This is a genomic window from Paenibacillus gallinarum (genome assembly GCF_014836635.1).
In the GTDB taxonomy this organism is placed as follows: Bacteria; Bacillota; Bacilli; order Paenibacillales; family Paenibacillaceae; genus Paenibacillus; species Paenibacillus gallinarum.
Genome location: NZ_JACSQL010000008.1, coordinates 118,768 through 141,020, shown reverse-complemented (window position 1 = coordinate 141,020; position 22,253 = coordinate 118,768). Strand labels below are relative to the sequence as shown.

The following is a 22,253-nucleotide window of genomic DNA, read 5'->3' as shown; positions in this document are numbered from 1 at the left end:
GGTGATCCCTCCTTTTTCATGAAGTCATCTTCCGTTTTTTCTGAGACTTCAGAGGCTTCATGGCAGAACGTGTTTGTTTCCTTTTATTTTTCTTCATTGGCTTTATCTTCATTGTATTTTTAGATTTTTTAACGGTTTTTCTCAGCCGTGCAGAGGTCGATTTTTTCTTTCGTTGATGAAGAATCTTTTTCTTGCTTCTTGCCGGTTTACGCTTCTTCCCATGAGTTCGTATACGAGCAGAGGGTGTATTGAACCAATCCGGGAATCGGCTCATGAGGTTACGAATCATTTCTTCCGCGCGGGTCTTATATGCTTCTGTACCGTATCGCTGCTCTGCGGCTAATTTACTTCGTTCGCCCGTACGTGCAGTTTCCTCTGGGTTTTGGATACAGACAGCCATCCTGCTTGCTAATTCCTCAACACTACCCGGCTCAGCAAGTAGATGAGAATTACCGACCGCCTCCATCATCTCCTGAAGTCCTCCCTGCCCAAAGGCAACAACCGGTGTTCCAAAGTAAAGACTCTCCAGTGCCGTCATCCCAAAACCTTCTTTGACCATACTCGGGACGACGGTAAGATCCATTGCACAGTACGCCTCGCTTACTTGTTCAAGAAAAGGAGTAAAGATGAATTGATGACGGTACCCCGATTCAGCAATCATTCTCACACATTGGTTGTAATAGACTTCATCAACCGGGTTTCCTATAATCCAAAACCTGCTATGGGGATGTAATTCACATAAAGACAGAGCACTTCGTACGAAAGGCAGTAACCCTTTGGCATCGTATATAAAAGTGGAAATATAACCAATGCAGAAATGTTCAGGGGATAGTCCCATCATGCTGCGTCTTGTTGCTCGAAGATCGTTCCACTGATGAATAGCAGCAAAAGAATCATCCCATGTTGGAGATAATACGGTGGATTTTGCGGAGATATTGCCGCCTTGTAAGGGTTCAAAGACCGTTTGCGAGATGCCGATTACCCAGTTGCTGAACTCATCAATGATCTTTATGGATTCCGCAGTATACGCGTTCATAGTAATGGTTTCGGTAATTTTCCAAATCACCGGGATATTAAGCATTCGTGCTGCCATGGCAGGTACCGCATTCACACAAGTATTCGTGAGTACGATTTGGGGGGATTCTTTTTGCAGCAGATGGATCACCGCGTGGGAAGATGGGGTATGCATTAACCTATCTGCTTCATGCCTAAGTCCCTCATAGGGGGTGTATATGGTGTGAAGCAGTTCATAAGACTGGACTTTTACCCGAATTCCATTCTTTCGAGCTAGCCAGGAGATCAATCCTTCACTAGGGACCACGAGTACACAGCGAAAGTAAGGACTCATTTCTTGGCAAAAGCGCAACAACAACTTTTCTGCCCCCGTAATACTTTGGCTGTGACTGATATGACTGAATAACATTAATTTTGGCTTTCGTGTCATCTCGGGCGTACAACCTTCCTGCTTACTTACCTCACAATAGCCAGCGAAAGGATGTGCGTTGTTCACCTCCTTCGATTGTGCGTTTGAAGGATCATGGCTCTAACCTCAATATATGAAATACGGCAAATGACGGCACGACATATGCACCGTATCATTCGCACATAATTTACAGCATGCTCGCTAAGAGCCGAATATCGTCTGAAGCAAGGAGTGAATGCGGTGATGATATGAGTGCTCTTTCCAAGTGCGTTCAAAGCCTCTCAGCGCAATGTCTCTCCGTTTATCTTCATTAGCAAGATAGTATTCAATTTTGTCCATCATCTCAGAAGCCGTCTCGTACGTTTCAATCTCTACTCCAGGTGTATAAAAACGGGCCAAATCTTCTCTGGCATCGGTAAGCTGCAGGGTTGCACAAGCTGAAATTTCAAAAGTACGAGGATTGGGTGATAAAGCGGGGATTTTAAGACTGTTATTATTTACTGAGTCATCTTCATGGGAACGGTGCAAGTTGAGCACAATCTTTGTTCCGTTGTACACATCTTTTGTCTCTTCTGGACTCATCCAGCGATTCAGTTCAATCTTGTGTTTATATTTTTCAAAGTCAGGGAGTCGATCCCACCATATTCCGTTGAATACGGTTTGATGCGACATCATGCGGGGGAGAAGAGGATGGAAGTAATTCACACGATTCCAATATCCTGACCCAATGAAGCTGATATCTCTGCGATGAATGGTAGGCAGCGTATTCGGGTGAAACTGGGGGAGATAAGCAGCAAAAGGTAAATAATGCACCTCAGGACATCCATGACTCTCATATAGCTCGATGCAATTGAGTTCAAGTGTGAATACATAATCATAATGAGGAGCGATATTTAGCGTTAGATCTGTGTAATAGGGATCATCTGTCAGCCAGACTGCGGTTCTAATTCCTTGATTTCGAATGGCATCTACCTGTTCTACCGGAAAGTACATTCCATCTAAGACCAGCACGAGATCAGGCTTCAGCAAGGCTGCCATTTCTGCAATGGGTTCATGAGGTTCTGCTACATGAAGAGTCGTAACCAAGTCTCGCAACGTCCCTCTTATTGCTTCGTCCAGCGGCGAATAAGGAAACCCCTTGCCAGAAGAAACATATAGAACATGAACAGGGCGTACAGGAAAAGGCTCTACTGCTCGGTTCATCATAAAATTAGCGCGGCCGCGCAGATATCCATCTTCATAACCTCTTTGGAAAAATGTACTCTGATTCGCTGGATTTACTGAATACGGTAACCGCTTTGGTCTTGCTCGTACTGTTTTCTTTCTCGAAGCCTTTACTCGCTTTATGGCCACCACGATCACCCTCCTTCTTCTTGTCTGTTCACGAAGTGAATAGTCTACACATAACTCAGCAACGTTTGAATGCGCGTCTGAAAGGTATGATTCTCATGTGTTGTATATAAACTTCTCCAAGCAACAGCTAGCCTTTCTTCTTCATTCCTAAGATAATATGCAATCTTATCCTGCAACTCAGCACCATTTTCATAAGTCTCTATGTCGTAGCCGGGCCTGTAGTAATTCGATAGATCTTCTCTAATATCCGTAATTTGCAGTGTTCCACAGGCGTTAATTTCATACGTTCTCGGATTAATAGAGCCTGCAGTAATCTGATGAGTGTTCCGATTATCTAACCCGTATTCATGAGGTCTATGCATATTAATCACGATTTTTGCTCCGTTATAGTAATCTACCGTTTCCACTGGAGGAATCCAGTCCGGCTTGATAAAAGAAGTGAGTAAATCTTGCCTCTGCAGCCTGCCCCACTGTCCTCCTGCAATCAGTACACGTTTATTTCTCAGAAAAGGAGCTAGTTCATCAAATAAAGAGATACGATTCCAGAATCCATTGCCGATGAAGCAAACATCATATTGATAATCTAAGGATGTCTTACGAGGTGAGAAAAGGGATGTGTTTACACCGAGCGGAACATGATGGACATGTTTAGCTCCCTGATCCCGATAGAATGGTATCGCCCTAATTTCATGGGTGAACACTAGATCGTAGTGCAGACAAATGGTTGCTGTATCTTCTGTAAAATAAGGATCATCTACGAACCAGATCGCCGTACGAATACCCAATGCTCGAATCTCATCTATTTGTGATAGGTGATCCTCAGGAAAAACATGAAGACCATTCATAACGAGCACAAGATCCGGCCTATGGATCGCAGCATATTCTCTCACATGAGCAGCATTCACTACGATACACTCCGAGACAGCCGTCTGTAGAGCAGCAATGACTCCTTCATCGATGGCTTCAAAACCTTGTGGTACATAAAGTACTTTCATGTGGTGGACCATATATTCGGGCTTCTTTACTCTCTGAAGGATTGCCTCACACCCACCGAACCGGATCCCTTCCGCATATCCATCACGATAACTTTGCTTCCTCCTTGTAAGTTTCACCTCGCACTCACCCTATCTCTCTTGTACATTAGTTCATGTAGTCCTTCTAACTATATGCCCTAAGGTCAAATGCATCATGGACGTGTGTCCAGAGCCTACGAAAATTGGCGTTTGTACGGCAGACATTTGTCTATGTTGCATTATGTATAGGCAAGTCTATTCGAGTGACTTGTCCTCCCGAAAATAGAGCCTAAGCCGTCATCTTACACGTCTGTTTACATAAGACAGACAAAGATGACGGCCCTCACGAGCTTAGATCTCTTCACCTTGATAAGCGAGTGCATGACCATCTTCGAACCCTTTGGCAAATCCGACGTTGAACCCTTCGTTGTAAGCGTTGTTGTACGATTTGAGTCCGGTTTTTTTTGCTTGCGAGTGTCGTCTCTCGGTAGTTTTTCGTGAGACCTTTCGTTTTCGGTTCTTTTTTTTGATTATCGAAGAGGTTTTCTTTTTCAACAGAGATTTGGTCTTCCGCCCTGCCATCTTCTTTTTTTTCTTCGCAAGTCTCACTGATTTCGGCGCCGAATGAATTGCCTTTTTGGAAGCACCTTTTTTTAAGGGCCCTGCTTTTGAAGACTTTTTTCTTTTCATCATCATTCCTCCTGTTTAAATTGAGTCTTGGGATGCGTGCTTGCATGACAATAGCTGATTTGCATACCATGGAGGCGTAGGAGTTCCCTTATTCAGTGCATTGATCTTCATCATCCCGGCCATCTCTGCCATCTCCAGGCGACAGCGTTCAATAAGAAGGATATGTTCAGGCACAATGTCCTCAGTGGGGCTAATCAGCTCATAGCGATCGGCAATGATGGTCAGCATCCGTGACAGTGCTAGCTGACTTCTTGTCATGGATTCAAGAAATGCGATTTTCGCTTCTTTTTCTTTTGATAGTAGATTCATCTCTATCCCTTACCGCTATCGTAGTCCATCATTTGATCAAAACCACTCTCTTCACTTTGATGAAGCAGTGCTTTCAAATTCTTGTTCAGTCCTGCTTCCATTCGGTTAATTCCCTCAAGCAGCTCAATTAACTGCTCTTGTAATTTAAGGGAGACGGTTAGTTGATCCTCATGACTGTCATAGGTGGCACTGGTTAAGTGATTGACGGACCAGTTTCTCATTTTCTCTGCTTCGATCGCCTTCGCCTCCAATATAAGGGAAATATTATACTGAACTTTGACCGCAGCATCGAGCATTTGGAGCAGTGATTTCTCTCTGTTCATTTTCCACGATCACCTGCCTTTAAAATATAAGTAATTTTATTCTTCATCAGCTACTGCCAGTTCCTTTACCAAATGAGAAATGGAGTCAGCCATCATTTCTTGTAAATCAGCAAGTCCGCTGAGATAAGCAACAATGCCCGCATTTATAGAACCAGAACCATCCAGCAAGCCTTGAGCATCTGTAAAATGAGGCAATAGATCTGGCATTTCATTCATGAGTTCTGCCATACGGACATTGACCTCTCGTTCCGCATCGAGTACTCTGGCCACTTGCTGATGAGCATGAGCCATATGTGCAAGCATTTCATCTAATTTGTTTTGCATGTCCCGGCCCCTCCTTATAAAATTTGAGATCGGTTATTTAATTTTCCGAAAGAACAAAAAATCCCCGGCCTTAGCATTTGCCTTAAGTAGCATATGCCGGGCCGGGGAACTCAGTTCCTATATATAATAAGGGGATTAGCTATAAACTTTAGCGATCAATTCTTTGAGTACTTTTGCAGAGTGATTGAATTTCGCTTTTTCTTCTTCGTTCAGATCAATCTCGATGACTTCACGCACACCGCCGCGGTTAACAACGGCTGGCACACCGATATATAGATCTTCTTGTCCATATTGTCCTTCAAGAAGCGAAGATACGGTTAGGATACTGTTCTCATTACCAAGAATTGCTTTGGTAACACGAGCGAGTGCCATACCAATTGCATAGTAAGTTGCACCTTTACGTTCAATGATGTGATATGCCGCATCACGAACGTTGACGAAAATTTCATCCAGTTTTGCTCGGTCTTCTGGGTTATTGCGACGCTCAATTACTTTATCAAGGGATTCGATACCGATGGAAGCTTGACTCCATACAGCAAATTCTGTATCACCATGTTCACCAATAATGGCTGCGTGAACGTTACGTGTATCCACTTCCAGGTATTCACCCACCATATAACGTAGACGAGCTGTATCGAGAGTTGTACCAGAACCAAGCACACGCTCTTTTGGCAATCCGGACTCTTTCCAAGTTACATAAGTAAGGATATCTACCGGGTTAGAAGCGATTAGGAAAATGCCATCAAATCCGCTGTCCATGATTTCACGTACAATCGTTTTGAAGATCTTCGCATTTTTGTCTACAAGATCAAGACGGGTTTCACCTGGTTTTTGCGGCAAACCTGCTGTAATAACCACAAGGTCAGCATCTTTGCATTCTTTATAAGAACCGCTCCAAACTTTAGTTGGAGAAGGTGCGAATGGTACACCATGATTAAGGTCCATTGCTTCGCCTTCAGCCTTAGCAGCATTTACGTCAACAAGAACGAGTTCCTCAGCAATCCCTTGGTTAATCATAGCGTAAGCGTAACTGCAACCTACTGCTCCAGTACCTACCAATACAACACGATTAATTTTATTACCTACCATAATAATAATCTCCCTTCAATCTCAAAAGCTGAATTTTTGTTCTTAATAAAGAGCCCAGTTTATTATCCCAACAACTACGAGTAAAATTACACTGATCTTGATTGTAAATTTAAACAATTCATTCTCTTTACCTGCAAGACCTACTGCCGCTGCAGCTACTGCTACGGATTGCGGCGAGATCATTTTAGCCATTGCACCACCCATTACGTTCGCTGCAACCATGGCTTCTGGCAAAATGCCGATTTGATTTGCCGTTACAGCCTGTAATGGTGCAAATAGAGATCCGCTATTAACAACAGAACCGGTCAAGAATACCCCAATCCAACCCAGAATTGGTGCGAACAATGGGAAGATACTGCCCGTTGATGCAAAAGCAAGACCGAGTGTTGAAGACATACCTGAATAGTTACAAATGTAAGCAAATGCAAGCACGCTACAAATGGTAATAATCGGGATGTACAATTCTTTAAACGTTTCTACTGCTGCTTCTTTAATGACGCTTCCTTTAATTCGATAAATCAGAATGGTTAGAAGCGCTGCAATGACAATTGCGGTGGTAGTAGATGAGAATAAATCAAGATTAAATACAGCAGCGTAAGGTGTCTCTTCTGGAACAACCGGAGGTTGTCTCAGAATTTGGTTGTGAACTCCTTTTATAGGGAAACTGAAGACCAGATTGTTAAGCGGTCCACCTGCTGCGAACAACGCTTTAACTGGTTTCAGTGAGAACAAAATAACCATAATCGTTAGCAAAATAAATGGTAACCAAGCAAAAGCAACTTGTCCCAAACTATACGTTTCTTTCTTAACCGCTTGTTTCGTTTGTTTCGCTGATTCCTCATTATCCAAACGGTAAATTTCTTTCGGTTTCCATACACGCAGGAAGAGTGCAAGCACAACCAGACTGACAAGGGCAGAGATAATATCTACGAGTTCAGCACCCAGGGTATTAAGTACAATAAACTGAGTGATGGCAAATGAACCTCCGCTTACCAGGATCGCTGGCCAAGTTTGTCTCATTCCTTTAAATCCATCAATTAAGTAAACCAACAGAAAAGCAATCATTAAACTGATAATCGGAATAACATACGATGTTCGGCTTGCAACATCAAGTCCAGAAAGTCCCGTAAGCGTAGCTGGTGTCGTAACAGGAATACCCATCGCACCATAAGAACCTCCGGCAATGTTAGCCACAAGACAAAGACCAGCTGCGTATACAGGCTTGAATCCCAAACCAATCAGGATTACCGCTGTAATCGCCACAGGAGCACCAAAGCCAGCTGCCCCTTCCAGGAACGCACCAAAGGAAAAAGCAACAAGGAGTACTTGTAAACGCTGATCTTCGGTAATTGTTGCTATACTATTCTTGATTATATCAAATTTTCCTGTTTTTACCGTAAGTTTGTACAAGAAAATTGCTGCAAGTACAATTGAAGCTACTGGCCATAAACCAGCAAGTACACCATAGAAACCAGTACCAACCACTTTAACGAAAGGCATTTTATAGAAGAATAGAGCAACGCATGCTGCAACAACGATGCTGAGAATTCCTGCTACATAACCTTTCATTTTAAAGACCGTTAAAGCCACGATAAAGAATATGATGGGTATGGCAGCCACCAAAGCAGATAGCCATATATTGCCCATCGGGTCGTAGATTTGATTCCAAACCCCCACTTGTATCCCACTCCTTAATCCTAATTGTTTAGATATTGTGAGCCGTGCTAGATTATCCTATTCACATTGCCGACAAAATAGAGATGCTTGTCTTTCTAATCCAAGTATGTGAAAACTTTCACTTTAAAGCGATTAAAAAAAGCCGCTCATTTTCATTTATGATGATTGTCACAATGCCCGGCCGCGTTTTTTACTATAGCGATGCTTATCAATTTTGTATGTGATTTATTTCACACGATATATCAGATACATTATATTCCAGTGAAATATTTTCTAACTTTTTCTATTAATAAGAAGATAATTCCATCAAATTCGCCCTCTGTGACTTTATTCCATAATCTTGATATGATGATCATAAGCAGATAAACTAGGAAGGTGATGAGATTCATGACAGTAAAAAAAGCAGTAATTCCTGCTGCAGGACTTGGAACCCGATTTCTTCCCGCTACAAAAGCCATGCCAAAAGAAATGATGCCGATTCTGAATAAACCAACCATTCAATATATTGTCGAAGAAGCGATCGCTGCTGGAGTCGAAGATATTATCATCGTTACCGGAAAGGGAAAAAGAGCAATCGAGGATCATTTCGACCATGCTTTTGAACTGGAACAACTGCTTGCTGACAAAGGGAAATCCCTCGCTCTGGAAGAAGTTCTCTCTTCCTCTACTGTGCCTAATATTCATTATATCCGGCAAAAGGAACCAAAAGGTCTTGGCCATGCAATTTGGTGTGCTCGAAAATTTGTCGGAGATGAGCCATTTGCGGTTCTACTTGGCGATGACATTGTTGTAAATCCTGTACCTTGCTTGAAACAGTTGATTGATGAGCATGAAAAGGTTGGTGCATCGGTACTGGGGGTCATGCAGGTACCCGATGAAGATACACACAAATATGGCATTATGGAGCCGCTTGGAAAAAGAGGACGAAGTTATTCTGCATTGCGTTTTGTCGAGAAACCAAAACCTGGAACCTCTCCCTCCAATCTTGCAATTATCGGTCGGTATGTACTCACACCTGATATTTTCCCGCTGCTAGAAGATCACCACATTGGTCTTGGCGGTGAAATCCAGTTAACTGATGCGATTGAGCGATTAAATCAAATTACGCCTGTATACGGTTACGAATTTGAAGGTAAACGATATGATGTAGGTGATATACTAGGATTTCTCGATACGAATATTGAATTTGCCTTAGCAAATCCTAAGTACCGTGATGAAGTATTACGCATGTTACATACCAAACTTGAAAATACCTCTTTACATCGATAAATTACAATGATAGATTACTTGTTTTAATTAAAAAGGAGGAAGTCTCATGTTATGAGACATCCTCCTTTTTGGCTTTTCTGCCTTGCTGCTCCAGTTCCAGAGCAATCCTGTTCCAGCCCCTCAAATCTACTTTACTTCTCGGGATAAGGATCAATCATACGAATTGTCCCATCCGGATTGTACGTAAGCTCCGCAAATTTGACGCAACGCTTGTAATCAACGCCGCCGGAAAGAGAACAATCGTGATAGAATAAATACCATTTTTCCTGGAATTGCACAATTGAATGATGTGTTGTCCAGCCCATAACAGGCGGTAAAATGGTGCCTTGATATGTGAAAGGTCCCATCGGACTGTCACCGATCGCATAAACCAGCTTGTGTGTCGAACCTGTAGAGTAGGACAGATAATACTTATCATTATACTTGTGCATCCATGGTCCTTCAAAATACCTGCATTCCTCATTACCTGCGGTCAGCGGCTGTCCTTCCTGGTCCAGGATAACCATCTCCATCGCTTCTGAGGTCATGGAGAGCATGTCTTCACTTAGCTTCGCTATTCTTGGACCAAGCGCCGGCTCATCCGGAGCTGGGCCTTCTGCATCTTCCACATAGCTTCCCGTCTGCCACTTCTCTAATTGCCCGCCCCACAGTCCGCCAAAGAGCATGTAAGCCTGTTCATCTTCGTCAATAAAGACAGCCGGATCAATACTGAAACTGCCCTGAATATACTGTTCCTCGGCCTTAAATGGACCTGCCGGAGACGATGACGTAGCTACGCCGATACGAAAGATACCTTCATGATCCCGCGCAGGGAAAAACAAATAATATTTCCCGTTTTTGAAAGCGGCATCCGGTGCCCACATTTGACAAGATGCCCACGGGACATCCTTCACATGCAGTGCCTCACCGTGGTCAGTCACGGGTGAATTCAGATCATCCATTGATAAAACGTGGTAATCCTCCATCTTATATTGATCACCATTGTCATTAATTGGACCGTCGTGATCCAAATCATGAGAAGGATAAATATAGATACGACCCTCGAACACATGAGCTGACGGATCAGCAGTATAAATATGAGTAACTAAAGGTTCATGGGGTTTCGGCTGTTTAGGCATAGTAGACATCCAAATAACTCCTTCCAAAAGGTATAATGAATTGCTCTATTATATCGATGTTCTATAGGTTCAAGTTATTGCATTAGTTCCTCTTGTTTATATTTAGATCAGGAATTCGGGCAACTCGCTGATAAGCTTCCTTGGGATGATGAGCCTCATCAAATAGGAAAGGCCAGTTTTTGCGTCCTCTAACCGGAAAATCATCAAGCCAGGTATAATCGTCAGCAGCTCCCCAGAAGGTTACGGCACTGATATGTTCACGATACTCATAAAGCACGCGAAAAATAGACTCATATCTTGCGGCTTGTAACTCCAGCATGTCCTGCGTAGGCTGAATAAGATCCGTGCGCCTATCTTCGAAGCGAAATACCGACATATCCAGTTCAGTAAGCTGCAACTGCAAGCCCAGCTCTGCATACCGTTCAATCGCAGCGCGAATATCATCCAGAGATGGATCAAATAGATTCCAATGTGCCTGTAAACCAACACCATGAATCGGCACACCTTGATCTAACAAGGAACGAACGAGACGATAAATGCGCTCCCGCTTATGCGGATGGGACTCATTGTAATCGTTATAGAACAAAAGCGCCTGAGGATCTGCTTCATGGGCGAATTCGAAAGCTTTGGCAATGAAGTCTTCTCCAGCAATATCCAGCCATTTCGATGGCCGCAAAAATGCGTTTTCATCGCCTGCATCATCTGAAATGACTTCGTTCACGACATCCCAGGAGTAAATGACATCCTTATATCGGCCAACGACTGTCTGAATATGCTCCTGCAATCGCGCAAACAATACATCACGTGGCACTAGTCCTCCTCTTCCATCCTCGAACAGCCAGTCCGGAGTTTGGTTATGCCAGACGAGTGTGTGACCGCGCAGTGCCATACCCTGCTCTTTGGCAAATGCGGCTATAACGTCCGCGTCTTCGAACGAGTACACATCTTCTTGCGGGTGTAAGATTTCAAATTTCATTACATTTTCTGCGGTTAAGCTGTTGAAGTGATATGCAAGTAATGATCCTTGGGTTACAATCGTTTTCGGACTAACTGCTGCTCCAATCTGGAAAGCGTCCTTGTACAATTCCTTCAGTGGAGCTTCTGTTCTTATCGGTTCCATGGTTCCCCTCCTCTTGTCTTGCTGCTAACCCACCCTCTCATGCATTAATGCAAATTAAATAAGATACTCAAACCAGTCGAAGCGAGCAGGTGTCTGACTTTCCTGGCCATTGCCGGTAGCATATAGCCCGACCACTGCCCCGGTAAAGCACATTTTATGCACAAAAGCCTCTGGAGAGATTGCACGAGCTGTACCTGAACCTAAACGTAACCAGTTCTGTCCATCCTCCGAACAAGTTAGGGTGTATTCGTTCTCTGTCGATTCGATTCGGAGTAATAGCTGCTCCGTTTCTACCTCGCTCTCATGCACAATTTCGGACTTTCCACGTTCCGTCAGGCGGGCAAAAATAATATTCTGACCTGCAGACCGTCTTATGCCAATTTCATAATGCGCATCCTCATCTCGGCGAATACATAGTCCAGCCTCTTCTCCTTCGAAAGCCGGCACGAATGATATGCAAGCAGTAAAGCTGGCATGTAAATGTTGCTGTCTTCGGCCAACAAATGTGATCTGCCCGGTATCATTAAGCCCTGCTTCCTGACCATACAAAGTAAGGAAACCTGGTTTTTCCGTAACCGTACATTTTCCATCTGTTGGATTGCGTACATACAGCCAGTGCGGCCCAAGCTCTGCGTCAAAGTCCTCCCGGCCAACAACGATTGCTTCATTCCTGGCTAAGATAGAAGGTGCTGTCATCTCTACCCGCTGGACTGACATATCCAGGCTAACTGTCCCTTCATTGTTGTCGATGTGCGGCCAACCATCCTTCCAAACGACGGGTGCGAGAAACGTTTCTCGTCCAAGCACGCTGTATCCGCCATCTGTCAATCGAACACCAAGGAATACAGCCCACCAGTCGCCTTGATGATCTTCGACCAGATCAGCATGACCCAGATACTGGATAGGATGATCCAGATCACGATGAGTTAGAATCGGCTCAGGGTAGCGTTCAAACGGACCATACGGATTTTCACTTCGACCGATGATTTCACGGTGTTCCTTGGCCGTACCTCCAGAAGCGGACATCATGTAATACAAACCGTTGATCTTATATAAATGCGGACCTTCCGTCCAAGGACCGCCATCTCCATACCAAACAATTTGCGGATCAGAGAGTGCCTCTCCTGTAGCAATATTGATCTCATACTGAATGGCATGAGAGTCGTAATCGGCACCTTGCTGAGCAGTAACATACACTTTGCCGTCATCATCAAAAAACAGCGATGGGTCGATCCCTCCATAAGGAATGCGAATCGGGTCGGACCAAGGACCCGCGGGGTTCGTTGCCGTAACATAAAAGTTGCCGATGCCTCTCACATCTGTCGTTATCATATAGAAAATGCCTTCATGATATCTAAGTACAGGTGCATAGATCCCATCTGAACTTTTTTGCCCGGTTAAATCAAGCTGGCTGAACCGATTCAGTACATTGCCTATCTGCTCCCAATGGATTAAATCCCGGCTCCGAAAAATCGGCACGCCGGGGAAGTATTCAAAGGAGCTGCAAATGAGATAAAAATAATCTTCTGCTTTCACGATACTAGGATCGGGATAGAACCCAGGAAGGATTGGATTCGTGTAACGGATCGTTTTGGAAAGTAGCTGATCCTTCATCTATTCCTTCACACTCCCTACATTGAGTCCAACAACAAAGTATTTTTGCATGAACGGGTAAACCAACAGGATCGGCACTGAAGCGACAATTGTAACTGCAGCTCGGATGGAAATCGGCGTCACCTGGGTTGCATTTTCCATTCCCACACCGTTGGCAACCGAAGGATTGCTGTTGGCATTCATACTGGAAGATAAAAGTTTCATCAATTCATATTGGAGTGTGCTCAATTCTTGACGAGAGGACGTGTATAGAAAAGCATCAAACCAAGTATTCCACGCGCCAACCGCAACAAAAAGGGCAATGGTTGCAAGAACGGGTGTACATAACGGAAAGATGACTTTCCAGAAAATTTTGAATTCTCCCGCACCGTCGATTTTTGCTGATTCGATCAAGGCTTCAGGAATGGTATAAATATAAGTCCGAATAACGATAAGGTTAAACGCACTGATAAGTGATGGTAATACATACACCCAGAACGAATTAATTAGATGCAGGTCTTTGATCAGGAAATACCCTGGAATAAGTCCTGCGTTGAAATACATCGTGAGAACAAAGACCGTAGTAATCAGCTTACGGAAGACATAATCTCGCCGGCTCAGCGTATAGGCCAGCATACTAGTCAAGAAAATATTCAAGACTGTGGATAAAACGGTACGTGCAACAGAAACTAGGAATGCGTTATAAATGGTACCTGAAGCAAATACTGCTTTGTAATTCTGCAGGGTGAACTCACGAGGCCATAAGTATAATCCTCCCCGAATGGTATCATTTCCTGCATTAAATGAAACAACGATCGTGTTCAAAAATGGATACAGTGTCACTGTCACCAACATGATCATGAAAATGGTATTGAAGGTATTGAACAGGATTGGTTCGATGGTTCCGTTTCCCGAGCGGCGTGTAGAAACTACCGCTGAACCAGACAATGGTGTTTTTTTCATCATAACAGCCTCTCTTCCCCAAGCCGCTTGGCGGTCCAATTCGCAAAGAGCAACATGGTAATGCTGACCACAGATTTGAATATCCCGCCTGCAGTAGCCAGTGAATAGTTGCCTTGTGCAATCCCGTATTTAAGCACGAAGATATCAATCGTTTCTGACCAATCAACAACAAGTCCGTTGCCAAGCAAATATTGAACCTCAAAGCCCGCTTCTAGAATATGTCCGATAGACATAATCAGCAGGATAACAATCGTAGGCTTGATTCCTGGCAAAGTAATATTCCACATTTTTTGATAGCGGTTAGCTCCATCGATGTCGGATGCTTCATACAGCGCCGGATCAATAGAGGCAATGGCTGCCAAATAAATGATTGTATTCCATCCTACTTCTTTCCAAACATGGGAGGCTGCGACGACTCCCCAGAAATACTTTCCTTCCGTCAGCCACAGGATCGGCTGATCTATCAAATGCAGTTTCATTAAAATATCATTGATAATTCCATCGGAAGCTAGTGATGTTGCTACGATCCCAGTAACGATAATCCAAGATAAAAAGTGAGGCAGATAGGAAATGGTCTGCACTGTCCGCTTCCATAGAACCTTTTTGATCTCATTAAGCAGAAGGGCCAAAATAATGGCAGTTACAAATCCTAGTATTAAGTTGATAATACTCATTCCTAGCGTATTGCGAAGTACGCGTAGAAAGTTGTCATCTGTAAACAAAAATTTAAAATGTTTAAATCCCACCCAAGTTTGATCCGAAAAGCTTCGTGCAGGTTTGTAATCCTGAAAAGCCATCGTCCAGCCCCAGACAGGTACATAAGAAAAAGTGATGATATATGCTAGCAGAGGAACAGACATGAATATGAGCTGTTTCTGTTCTTTAATCGTTTCCCAGGTCAGCCGCTTGTTTTTCGGTTTTTTCTTCGGGCTGTGGGGCTTGGTGCCCACTACAATTTCCTCCATAAATATCAAACTCCCTATCCATCTTTGTCATGAAAAGAAAAACGTAGAGTAGCGAATCTTCCATATAACAACGTATCAAACATTCTTTTTCGAAAAAAAATCGGGAAGGAAGGATACCTTCCTTCCCGATAGAAATAGCCTTACTTCGCAGACCAGTTATCAATTCTCCACTGCAATACTTCATTAATGCGATCTTCATAAGCTTTAACGTCCAGTTTTTGAATCTCAGAAACGTATTCATTCCAGACACTATCGAATTCGGATGGATTAGCCAGAATAGCTCTAGGTAAATACTTGGTAGACGTTTCCGTCAGCTTCGTATTTGCAATCTTGGCGGGAGATCCTTCTACCAGATCAACAGACCATGCTGGGTAATAAACCGGATTTTCAGGTGGATCACTAAAGAAGTCCACATAGCTGTTATATCCATAAGCATCCAGAACTTCCTTATCAAAAGGTTTCAAGCTTGCTTGATATTCCTCTGGCTGATTGCTTGCCGAAGTTGCGTTCCCATCGCTGAAGTAACCTTCCAGCTTCGGTGCAGTTGCATAGAAAGCATCTGCTTTGTTTGCCAGCTTCCAGGCAGCATCGGTTGCATTATCGCGCTGTTCTTCCGTTTTCATGAAACGTCCTTCGTCATTAACGTAATAGTCCTCATCCTCAACACCCCAAGTGAGTGTTTTCTGCCATTCTTCTTCCATCAGCTTATCAAGCACTTTGATGATCTTCACCGGATCCTTGGCACTTACAGTAATGCCAAAACCATTGTTCAAATTCAGTGCCGCGCGGTCACGATAATAGTCCTTCGTGCTGCTGTCATATACAAGCGGAAAACCTACATAAGTTCGTTCGATTTTGTCTTGCGTTTTTAAGGAATCTTCCGCTGTGCCGAAGTTCCACTTCTGGTCGAACATGCCCAGTACCGCACCACTCGATATTTTAGCCATGTACTGATCATAGTTTTGCGCAAACGCTTCCTTATCTAGCAAGCCTTTGGCATTGATTTCATTGAGCTTTTGATAATACTGTTTAGCATAATCTTTATCCGCAAAAATCTCGGCCTTGCCATCATTTACAACCACACCGCCATCATTTGGATGACCGATCAAATGCTGTGGTGCGTTTAGCAAGCCCCAGTTTTTCCAGTCATAGTTCAGTACTTCAAAACCAATGGTTGGCTTGCCGTCAATGGTTGGATACTTCTCCTTATATTTCTCGATCAAGTCAAAATACTCATCGAGTGTCTTCAGTTTTGGATATCCGAATTCCTTCAACACTTCTTTTTGAACCCAGAAAGCAGGTCCGCTGTAATAAGTATCAGACACTTCACCGTTATATGCCCCGTAGTTAGGCAGATAGTAGATATGTCCATCATTAGGGTCCTTCATCTGATTCCAGTACTTCTCGTAATGTTTCTTTAAATTAGGTGCGTGTTCCTCGATCAAATCTTCCAGTGGAATTACCGAACCCGCCGCTGTCAGCTTGGTATCCGCAGAGATCAAGTCTGGATAATCACCACCAGCAATCATAACGCCGAGCTTCTGGTTCTTGTCACCGGCTAGAAATTCGAATTTAAATGTAACACCAAGCTCTTCCTTGATTTTTTTGTAGATTTTGTTGTCTGCAGTTGGCTGTTGTCCGGCCTCGTTTAGGAATACCGAGATTTCTATCGGATTATCAGTTCCAACCTCACTTCCCTTATTTGCTTCTCCGCTGCCTGGATCATTCCCACTGCCGCCTGAACAGCCGGCTAGCACTACACCCAGTGACAATAACAATGTTGCCCCCGCACGAAAAAATGGTTTTTTTCTTTCCCCCATAAAGCACCTCCAAATTTTGGTCTTGCCATGTTGAAAGCCCTTACATTACGTAATTTCATTATAGATTTAACGTGTCATGGAAACTATATCTGAATTATAGCTTTTTCCGAGAAAAGTACAGGTTTTCTTATATTTGGACATTTTTCTTGTAATCATTAGGTGACATGTCCATCCGTTTCTCAAATTGCTTTAAAAAAAGAGGGTAACTTGAATATCCGACCTTTTCTGAAATTTCACTATTTTTGTATTGATTCATCTGGAGTAAACGGCATGCTTCCTCAATCCGCAGATTATGAAGCATTTCATTAAATCCAATCCCATTTTTACGTATTAATAATTGCCCTAAGTAGGCCGGATGCAGGAAGAAATGTTCCGCCAGCATCTTAATGGTCAATCCCTCACGAAAATGCACATGAATATAATCATTGATATCTTGCACAATGCCTTGGGCTTCAGCTGGATTCTCCTTAAGTAAAAGCTCAAAGCAGACTCGGCCGCACGAATACAGCATGCCAATCAGCACATCAAAGGTCAGCGAAGCTTCATCCAGATTAGGAATTTCGAACAATTGGTTTAGTGTCCCTGAATTCTGTGATATATGCTTATCCATATACGTCCGTATTTCATGAAGAAGATAGATCACAAATTTCTGAGCTTCATTCGGGTGGACCCGTGTTTGAAGGAAGGTCTGCTGCATATACTCGACGACAGATCGGTAGGCCGCATGATCAATGAGCTGAAATGCTGCCAGTATGCGCTCCAGTATCTCCAGCTGGTTATAATGCTTAGAAAAGTTCTGATCCTTGAGCTTGTCATAATCCAAAATAAAACTATTTTCCTGTTCATAAAAGGCATGCAACAGCGCTTCTTCTGCCGTTATTTGAGAATGTCTAATACGAGTCAGTGAAGGCACGGCAGAACCAGCAGCCATAAATGCACGAAAGCTCGCCAGACGGCGAGCCATTATTTCCAATTGTTTTCTGATGGGTTCACTCGTTTCATGAGCAGCAGCATCACCGAATACAATGGAAACCAGATTATTTCGCAAACGAACCATATAAACGGTATCCCATTTGTTTAGAAAATCTGCAGCAAGGCTGATCCACCGGGCAGCGTTCTCTTGGGGCACCTGAACCAGGCATACATTCCACTCTTCGGCGGACGGGGAGAGAGACTCTATAACCTGATTCGCTTCTATGGATAACTCTTTCCCCATGAGCGCCTCCTTTATCGACAAAATCTCGTGCTCTCTCTGTACGACTTGTCCAATATGAAGCTGTTCCTGCTCCTTGATGAGTTCCTTTACTACCGCACGAATTTCGAACACTGCCTGATCCTCATCAAGAGGTTTGAGCAAATAACGGGACACTCGAAATTTAAGTGCTTTTCTTGCATAGTCGAAATCACTGTACCCCGTTATAATAATGAATTTAGTCGTCCCGTTACCTCTGCGCCGCCACTCCTCGATCATTTCTAGTCCATCCATAACTGGCATATGGATATCGACCATGACGAGATCAGGCTTCCGTTCCTCCATCCGTTTAAGTCCTTCTGCCCCATTCTCACAGACACCGCATATTTCAAATCCAAGCTGTTCCCAGGGAATCCAGAGCTGCAAGCCCTCGAGCGCCCATGGCTCATCATCAATCAGCAGCACTTTAAATGTCATTGTCTCTGCCTCCTTCTCCACCTTGACTCTCAAGCAGCTGTAGAGGAATTTCAAAGGACACCTCGGTCCCTTCACCCAATTTACTCACAATTCTAAAATTTACTTTATCGTCATAATACAATTCGAGACGGCGATAAACGTTCCGCATGCCAATGTTACTTCCTCCACTTTCCTCTTTGCTCCGCATATGGTACATCACCTCTTGCAGCCGTTCTTTATCCATGCCCTTGCCATTATCAGATACAACGATACGCAGGCAATCGCCCATGATTTCAGCTCGGATCTTCACATAACCAAGTCCCGGAGTGGCTTGTATCCCATGTTTGCAAGCATTTTCTGCCAATTGCTGAATACTCATTTTTGGTATTTTATAGCGCCGCGCCTCTTCACTGATTTCAATATAATATTCAAACTTGTCCCGAAAACGGAATTTCTCGATCCCCAGGTACATTACTGTAAAACTCATTTCCTCCTCCAAGGTGACCAAATCATCCTTCCAATTCAACAGACGACGAAGCAGCTTGGACAGGTCTTTGATAATGTCCTTAACATCCACATAATTGTTCTTGGTACTAACCACTAGCAGCGCATTCAATGTATTAAATAAAAAATGGGGATTCATTTGGCTTTGCAACAAATTAAGCTCAGCACGAATACGCTCAGCCTCTAAACTTCGTTGCTGAATTTCAAGCTTGTACACATTGTTAATCAAGGAATGGATCTGAGCGGTCATCATATTGAAATTTCGGATCAAATCACCGATCTCGTCTTGTCCACCATCGATGTTGATCAGATCAAATTTCTCATTCCCCACCTTTTGCATATGTCTGGATAGCCGTTTCACTCGGTAATTATACGAACGCAGCATAATATATATGAAAATCGAGGTAATCAAAGTAATGATGCCTGCGAGCATGCCAAAATAAAGCTGCATGGACAGCATCGCTTGTTTCGTACGCGTTTCCTGAGGCACGCCAATCAGTTTCCATCCCTTCACATAGCTGGCATTGCCAATCGGAACAATATGTAAGTCCTGCTCTATTGTTTTGCTCGTATCAAACAACGCATAATCGCTGCCCATCTCGCCCTGGTACTTGTCATTTGCAGACACGATAATTTGATTTTGGGCGTTGACTAGATACAGATCAAGCGAGCTTTCTTCTCTCGCGATCACGTCGTAAAACCGATTCAGGTAAAAATCAATGCGCACTAGCTTCTGATAAGCATTGTCCGCATAGTAATAGTCCATTTTTTCAATAACGCTAAAATAAGACGAGGTCGTAGCCCGATCATTGGCTGCCTGATCGCGGTAAGCGACCACTTGCAGAGGTTCTCCCACCGCTTCCCAAGCCTTAAACCAGTTGCTTAAACGCACCGAACTATCCAGATAGTAATAATCGCCGCCAGGCACGATGGTTGGATTGTCCGTGTAAATACCAATTCGCTGAATTTGGTTATTTACAGGAATATAAGAGGTCACTCGGTGACGAAGCTGCTCATCAAGCGTCCTGTAGAAATCTAATTGGCCGTTGTACTGCCGGTCCATGGATTCAGACAACAGCTTGTCTGTGATCAAGGCATGACTGACAGCAACACCGCCATCAATCATCGTATGGATGTCCTTTCTTGCCCGCTCCAGGGATATTTGTAAATTTTGCTCTTCCCGTTCCTTAATCAGCCCAGACATCCGATCCATGAACAGAGAATTACTCACGATGATGGGAAGCAAAATCCCAATAATATAGATCAGCATAAACTTATAGTTCAAAGGAATATCGTTCACGATGCCGCGAAATCGAAATTTCTTAAACATGGTTGTTATCGCCATCCTCCATTTGTTACTTATCAAATCGTCATCATCGTTGCTTTCGATATGCAGAAGGTGCCATCCCGGTCATTCGTTTGAACTGACTGACAAAATAGTCAACATTGGGATACCCTGAATTCAATGAAACCTCAGCAATGTTGAAACGACTCTGACGCAACAATCGCTTTGCTTCCTCCATTCGTTTGTCATTTAGATACTCTCGAAAGGACTTGCCGGTCTGCTGTTTGAATGCTTGCCCCAAATAGTTAGCATTCATATGAAATTTTTGTGCAAGCTCCTGTAGTTGCAATTTCTCTCGAAACTCCTGATTAACGTACTGCACTACATGAAAAATCGTGCTAAACTCCTTTTCTTTCCGTAGCTCCTTCAGCATTTTCATAGCGTTCTGAGTTAAATCGAGCGCATATTTCCGAAACGCAGAATAGGAGCTAATTCCGGTAGTAAGACCCAGCGTATTTTCCATGTCCTGCATAAAGTGATCCACATCTCCATCCAGCTCCTTCAACTGCTTACGAACACCCATTTCGAGTGCAAGTAATTGAACCCGGGCATATTCAATATCCGATACAGGCACCCCAGAATTAGAGTTAGTAAGCAAATCTTGCACTGCTCTTTCCAATTTTCCCTGTTCACCGGACATAATCGTTTCCATCAGAGTCGTCAACGCTTTTTGATTCACACTCGTCATACCCTCATTTGGTGGTAGATCCTCATAATGAATAATGCCATCTTCTCTTTGATAGCGCTTCCATTTAAGTGCAAATAATGCTTTTTCGTAGGCCTGCTTCGTAGCCTCTACTCCGCCTGGATGATGTCCGAGTGCCATCGTCATTTGCGTATGACCGGAGTATAGCTCATAGAGTTCTCTTCCGAGCATCTCCATCCGCTCCTGGGATGGTTCTTTCATCGCAGAGAATACTCCTACTCTTCCTTCCGCATCTGTGAAGAGCTCCGCGCGATAAGCACCCGTTAGGCTACGAACCTGCGATTTTATGTCTTCCTCATAAGTATCCGTCTCAATTAAAAGGCAGGCGATATTCTCATGGCCTTTCATTTGCAGCATCGCTTCTACTTCCGTTTTTAGTATGCTGCAATCTTCGCCCTGGAGCAGTCGATTGAACAAGCTATTTACATACAAAGCATGCTCGCGCTGATGCACATCCTCGAAAGCCTGCTCTTCCTGAATTTTACGGCTGATCTGTTCTAAAACATTTTCAATCTCAACTTCATCAATGGGTTTAAGCAAGTAATCCTCAACACGCTGTTCAAGCGCTGTTTTCGCATATTCAAAGCTATCATATCCGCTTAATATGACGAATCTCGGCGGCTTAGCCAGCTCCTGCATAGAACGGTCAATCAGTTCGAGACCACTCAGGGAAGGCATATGAATATCTGTAAGCACCAGATCCGGCTGAAGATCTTCAATTAAGGACCAGGCAGCATTTCCGTTCTCGACCTCTCCGCAGATTTGAAATCCATATTTGTCCCAATTCACCATGGTTCGCAAGCCCTCCAGCACCCATGGCTCATCATCCACCAATAAAACATTCATCATACTTGCTTCCTCCTTCCTTTGAATGCAGCTTGCACGGTGTTCGAAAGCGAATGTAAATACTTGCTAAAACAACAATATTTATTGTAATATATCACATTTTCGCATCGTAATTACAATTATTACCTAAAAATCCAAGTGTTTTATTTGCCTAG

At 43.5% G+C, this 22,253-nt stretch carries 19 protein-coding genes; 1 reads left to right on the top strand and 18 read right to left on the bottom strand.

The features are described from left to right. Positions 1-16 precede the first annotated feature (16 nt). The 9 genes from H9647_RS16910 to H9647_RS16870 form a co-directional block, all read right to left on the bottom strand. Entirely contained in the window at positions 17-1,444 is a 1,428-nt protein-coding gene (locus H9647_RS16910) for a glycosyltransferase family 4 protein (protein ID WP_191802106.1), read from the bottom strand. Positions 1,445-1,624: 180 nt separating this feature from the next. Further along, positions 1,625-2,776 (bottom strand): CgeB family protein, encoded by a 1,152-nt coding sequence (locus tag H9647_RS16905; RefSeq protein ID WP_318245331.1) that lies wholly within the window; start codon positions 2,774-2,776, stop codon positions 1,625-1,627. Between the two features lie 44 nt (positions 2,777-2,820). Next, positions 2,821-3,888: a CgeB family protein gene (locus H9647_RS16900; RefSeq protein ID WP_318245330.1), complete on the bottom strand. Its 1,068-nt coding sequence runs from the start codon at positions 3,886-3,888 to the stop codon at positions 2,821-2,823. 252 nt (positions 3,889-4,140) lie between these two features. Continuing rightward, a complete protein-coding gene (locus tag H9647_RS16895) occupies positions 4,141-4,479 on the bottom strand; it encodes a hypothetical protein (protein WP_191802103.1) in 339 nt (112 codons plus the stop codon). A gap of 15 nt (positions 4,480-4,494) precedes the next feature. Continuing rightward, complete coding sequence (locus H9647_RS16890; RefSeq protein WP_191802101.1) at positions 4,495-4,788, bottom strand: hypothetical protein; 294 nt, start codon at positions 4,786-4,788, stop codon at positions 4,495-4,497. Positions 4,789-4,790: 2 nt separating this feature from the next. Next, positions 4,791-5,111 (bottom strand): restriction endonuclease subunit S, encoded by a 321-nt coding sequence (locus tag H9647_RS16885; RefSeq protein WP_191802099.1) that lies wholly within the window; start codon positions 5,109-5,111, stop codon positions 4,791-4,793. 36 nt (positions 5,112-5,147) lie between these two features. Then, a complete protein-coding gene (locus H9647_RS16880) occupies positions 5,148-5,435 on the bottom strand; it encodes a nucleoside-diphosphate sugar epimerase (protein ID WP_191802097.1) in 288 nt (95 codons plus the stop codon). 135 nt (positions 5,436-5,570) lie between these two features. Continuing rightward, entirely contained in the window at positions 5,571-6,524 is a 954-nt protein-coding gene (locus tag H9647_RS16875; protein WP_191802095.1) for an L-lactate dehydrogenase, read from the bottom strand. Between the two features lie 42 nt (positions 6,525-6,566). Continuing rightward, positions 6,567-8,201, bottom strand: coding sequence for a lactate permease LctP family transporter (locus tag H9647_RS16870; protein ID WP_191802093.1), 1,635 nt, complete (start codon positions 8,199-8,201; stop codon positions 6,567-6,569). Between the two features lie 387 nt (positions 8,202-8,588). On the opposite strand from H9647_RS16870, the gene galU reads away from it, so the two are divergent. Next, on the top strand, positions 8,589-9,470 hold the full coding sequence (gene galU / locus H9647_RS16865) for a UTP--glucose-1-phosphate uridylyltransferase GalU (RefSeq protein ID WP_191802091.1): 882 nt from the start codon (positions 8,589-8,591) through the stop codon (positions 9,468-9,470). 131 nt (positions 9,471-9,601) lie between these two features. Here galU and H9647_RS16860 read toward each other — a convergent pair whose 3' ends face one another. The 9 genes from H9647_RS16860 to H9647_RS16820 form a co-directional block, all read right to left on the bottom strand. Then, on the bottom strand, positions 9,602-10,588 hold the full coding sequence (locus H9647_RS16860; protein WP_191802318.1) for a glycoside hydrolase family 43 protein: 987 nt from the start codon (positions 10,586-10,588) through the stop codon (positions 9,602-9,604). A gap of 82 nt (positions 10,589-10,670) precedes the next feature. Then, positions 10,671-11,708, bottom strand: coding sequence for an endo-1,4-beta-xylanase (locus H9647_RS16855; protein ID WP_191802089.1), 1,038 nt, complete (start codon positions 11,706-11,708; stop codon positions 10,671-10,673). Positions 11,709-11,762: 54 nt separating this feature from the next. Next, positions 11,763-13,322: a glycoside hydrolase family 43 protein gene (locus H9647_RS16850; RefSeq protein ID WP_191802087.1), complete on the bottom strand. Its 1,560-nt coding sequence runs from the start codon at positions 13,320-13,322 to the stop codon at positions 11,763-11,765. Further along, complete coding sequence (locus H9647_RS16845; protein ID WP_191802085.1) at positions 13,323-14,267, bottom strand: carbohydrate ABC transporter permease; 945 nt, start codon at positions 14,265-14,267, stop codon at positions 13,323-13,325. After that, positions 14,264-15,229 carry an ABC transporter permease gene (locus H9647_RS16840; protein WP_191802083.1) on the bottom strand — a complete coding sequence of 322 codons (966 nt, stop codon included), beginning with the start codon at positions 15,227-15,229 and terminating at the stop codon, positions 14,264-14,266. The genes H9647_RS16845 and H9647_RS16840 overlap by 4 nt, the downstream gene beginning before the upstream one ends. Before the next feature lie 140 nt (positions 15,230-15,369). Continuing rightward, on the bottom strand, positions 15,370-17,049 hold the full coding sequence (locus H9647_RS16835) for an ABC transporter substrate-binding protein (protein WP_191802081.1): 1,680 nt from the start codon (positions 17,047-17,049) through the stop codon (positions 15,370-15,372). 127 nt (positions 17,050-17,176) lie between these two features. After that, positions 17,177-18,718, bottom strand: coding sequence for a response regulator (locus tag H9647_RS16830; RefSeq protein WP_191802079.1), 1,542 nt, complete (start codon positions 18,716-18,718; stop codon positions 17,177-17,179). Further along, positions 18,708-20,531, bottom strand: coding sequence for a sensor histidine kinase (locus tag H9647_RS16825; protein ID WP_225229362.1), 1,824 nt, complete (start codon positions 20,529-20,531; stop codon positions 18,708-18,710). The genes H9647_RS16830 and H9647_RS16825 overlap by 11 nt, the downstream gene beginning before the upstream one ends. A gap of 43 nt (positions 20,532-20,574) precedes the next feature. Next, on the bottom strand, positions 20,575-22,101 hold the full coding sequence (locus tag H9647_RS16820) for a helix-turn-helix domain-containing protein (protein ID WP_191802077.1): 1,527 nt from the start codon (positions 22,099-22,101) through the stop codon (positions 20,575-20,577). Positions 22,102-22,253 lie beyond the last annotated feature (152 nt).

What these genes read in the sequence shown, in the direction of transcription:
- H9647_RS16825 (WP_225229362.1), bottom strand. Translation starts at nt 20,531, where the DNA reads ATGTTTAAGAAATTTCGATTTCGCGGCATCGTGAACGATATTCCTTTG.
- H9647_RS16830 (WP_191802079.1), bottom strand. Translation starts at nt 18,718, where the DNA reads ATGACATTTAAAGTGCTGCTGATTGATGATGAGCCATGGGCGCTCGAG.
- H9647_RS16875 (WP_191802095.1), bottom strand. Translation starts at nt 6,524, where the DNA reads ATGGTAGGTAATAAAATTAATCGTGTTGTATTGGTAGGTACTGGAGCA.
- galU (WP_191802091.1), top strand. Translation starts at nt 8,589, where the DNA reads ATGACAGTAAAAAAAGCAGTAATTCCTGCTGCAGGACTTGGAACCCGA.
- H9647_RS16860 (WP_191802318.1), bottom strand. Translation starts at nt 10,588, where the DNA reads ATGCCTAAACAGCCGAAACCCCATGAACCTTTAGTTACTCATATTTAT.
- H9647_RS16885 (WP_191802099.1), bottom strand. Translation starts at nt 5,111, where the DNA reads ATGAACAGAGAGAAATCACTGCTCCAAATGCTCGATGCTGCGGTCAAA.
- H9647_RS16840 (WP_191802083.1), bottom strand. Translation starts at nt 15,229, where the DNA reads ATGGAGGAAATTGTAGTGGGCACCAAGCCCCACAGCCCGAAGAAAAAA.
- H9647_RS16820 (WP_191802077.1), bottom strand. Translation starts at nt 22,101, where the DNA reads ATGATGAATGTTTTATTGGTGGATGATGAGCCATGGGTGCTGGAGGGC.
- H9647_RS16835 (WP_191802081.1), bottom strand. Translation starts at nt 17,049, where the DNA reads ATGGGGGAAAGAAAAAAACCATTTTTTCGTGCGGGGGCAACATTGTTA.
- H9647_RS16850 (WP_191802087.1), bottom strand. Translation starts at nt 13,322, where the DNA reads ATGAAGGATCAGCTACTTTCCAAAACGATCCGTTACACGAATCCAATC.
- H9647_RS16910 (WP_191802106.1), bottom strand. Translation starts at nt 1,444, where the DNA reads ATGACACGAAAGCCAAAATTAATGTTATTCAGTCATATCAGTCACAGC.
- H9647_RS16855 (WP_191802089.1), bottom strand. Translation starts at nt 11,708, where the DNA reads ATGGAACCGATAAGAACAGAAGCTCCACTGAAGGAATTGTACAAGGAC.
- H9647_RS16845 (WP_191802085.1), bottom strand. Translation starts at nt 14,267, where the DNA reads ATGATGAAAAAAACACCATTGTCTGGTTCAGCGGTAGTTTCTACACGC.
- H9647_RS16880 (WP_191802097.1), bottom strand. Translation starts at nt 5,435, where the DNA reads ATGCAAAACAAATTAGATGAAATGCTTGCACATATGGCTCATGCTCAT.
- H9647_RS16890 (WP_191802101.1), bottom strand. Translation starts at nt 4,788, where the DNA reads ATGAATCTACTATCAAAAGAAAAAGAAGCGAAAATCGCATTTCTTGAA.
- H9647_RS16895 (WP_191802103.1), bottom strand. Translation starts at nt 4,479, where the DNA reads ATGAAAAGAAAAAAGTCTTCAAAAGCAGGGCCCTTAAAAAAAGGTGCT.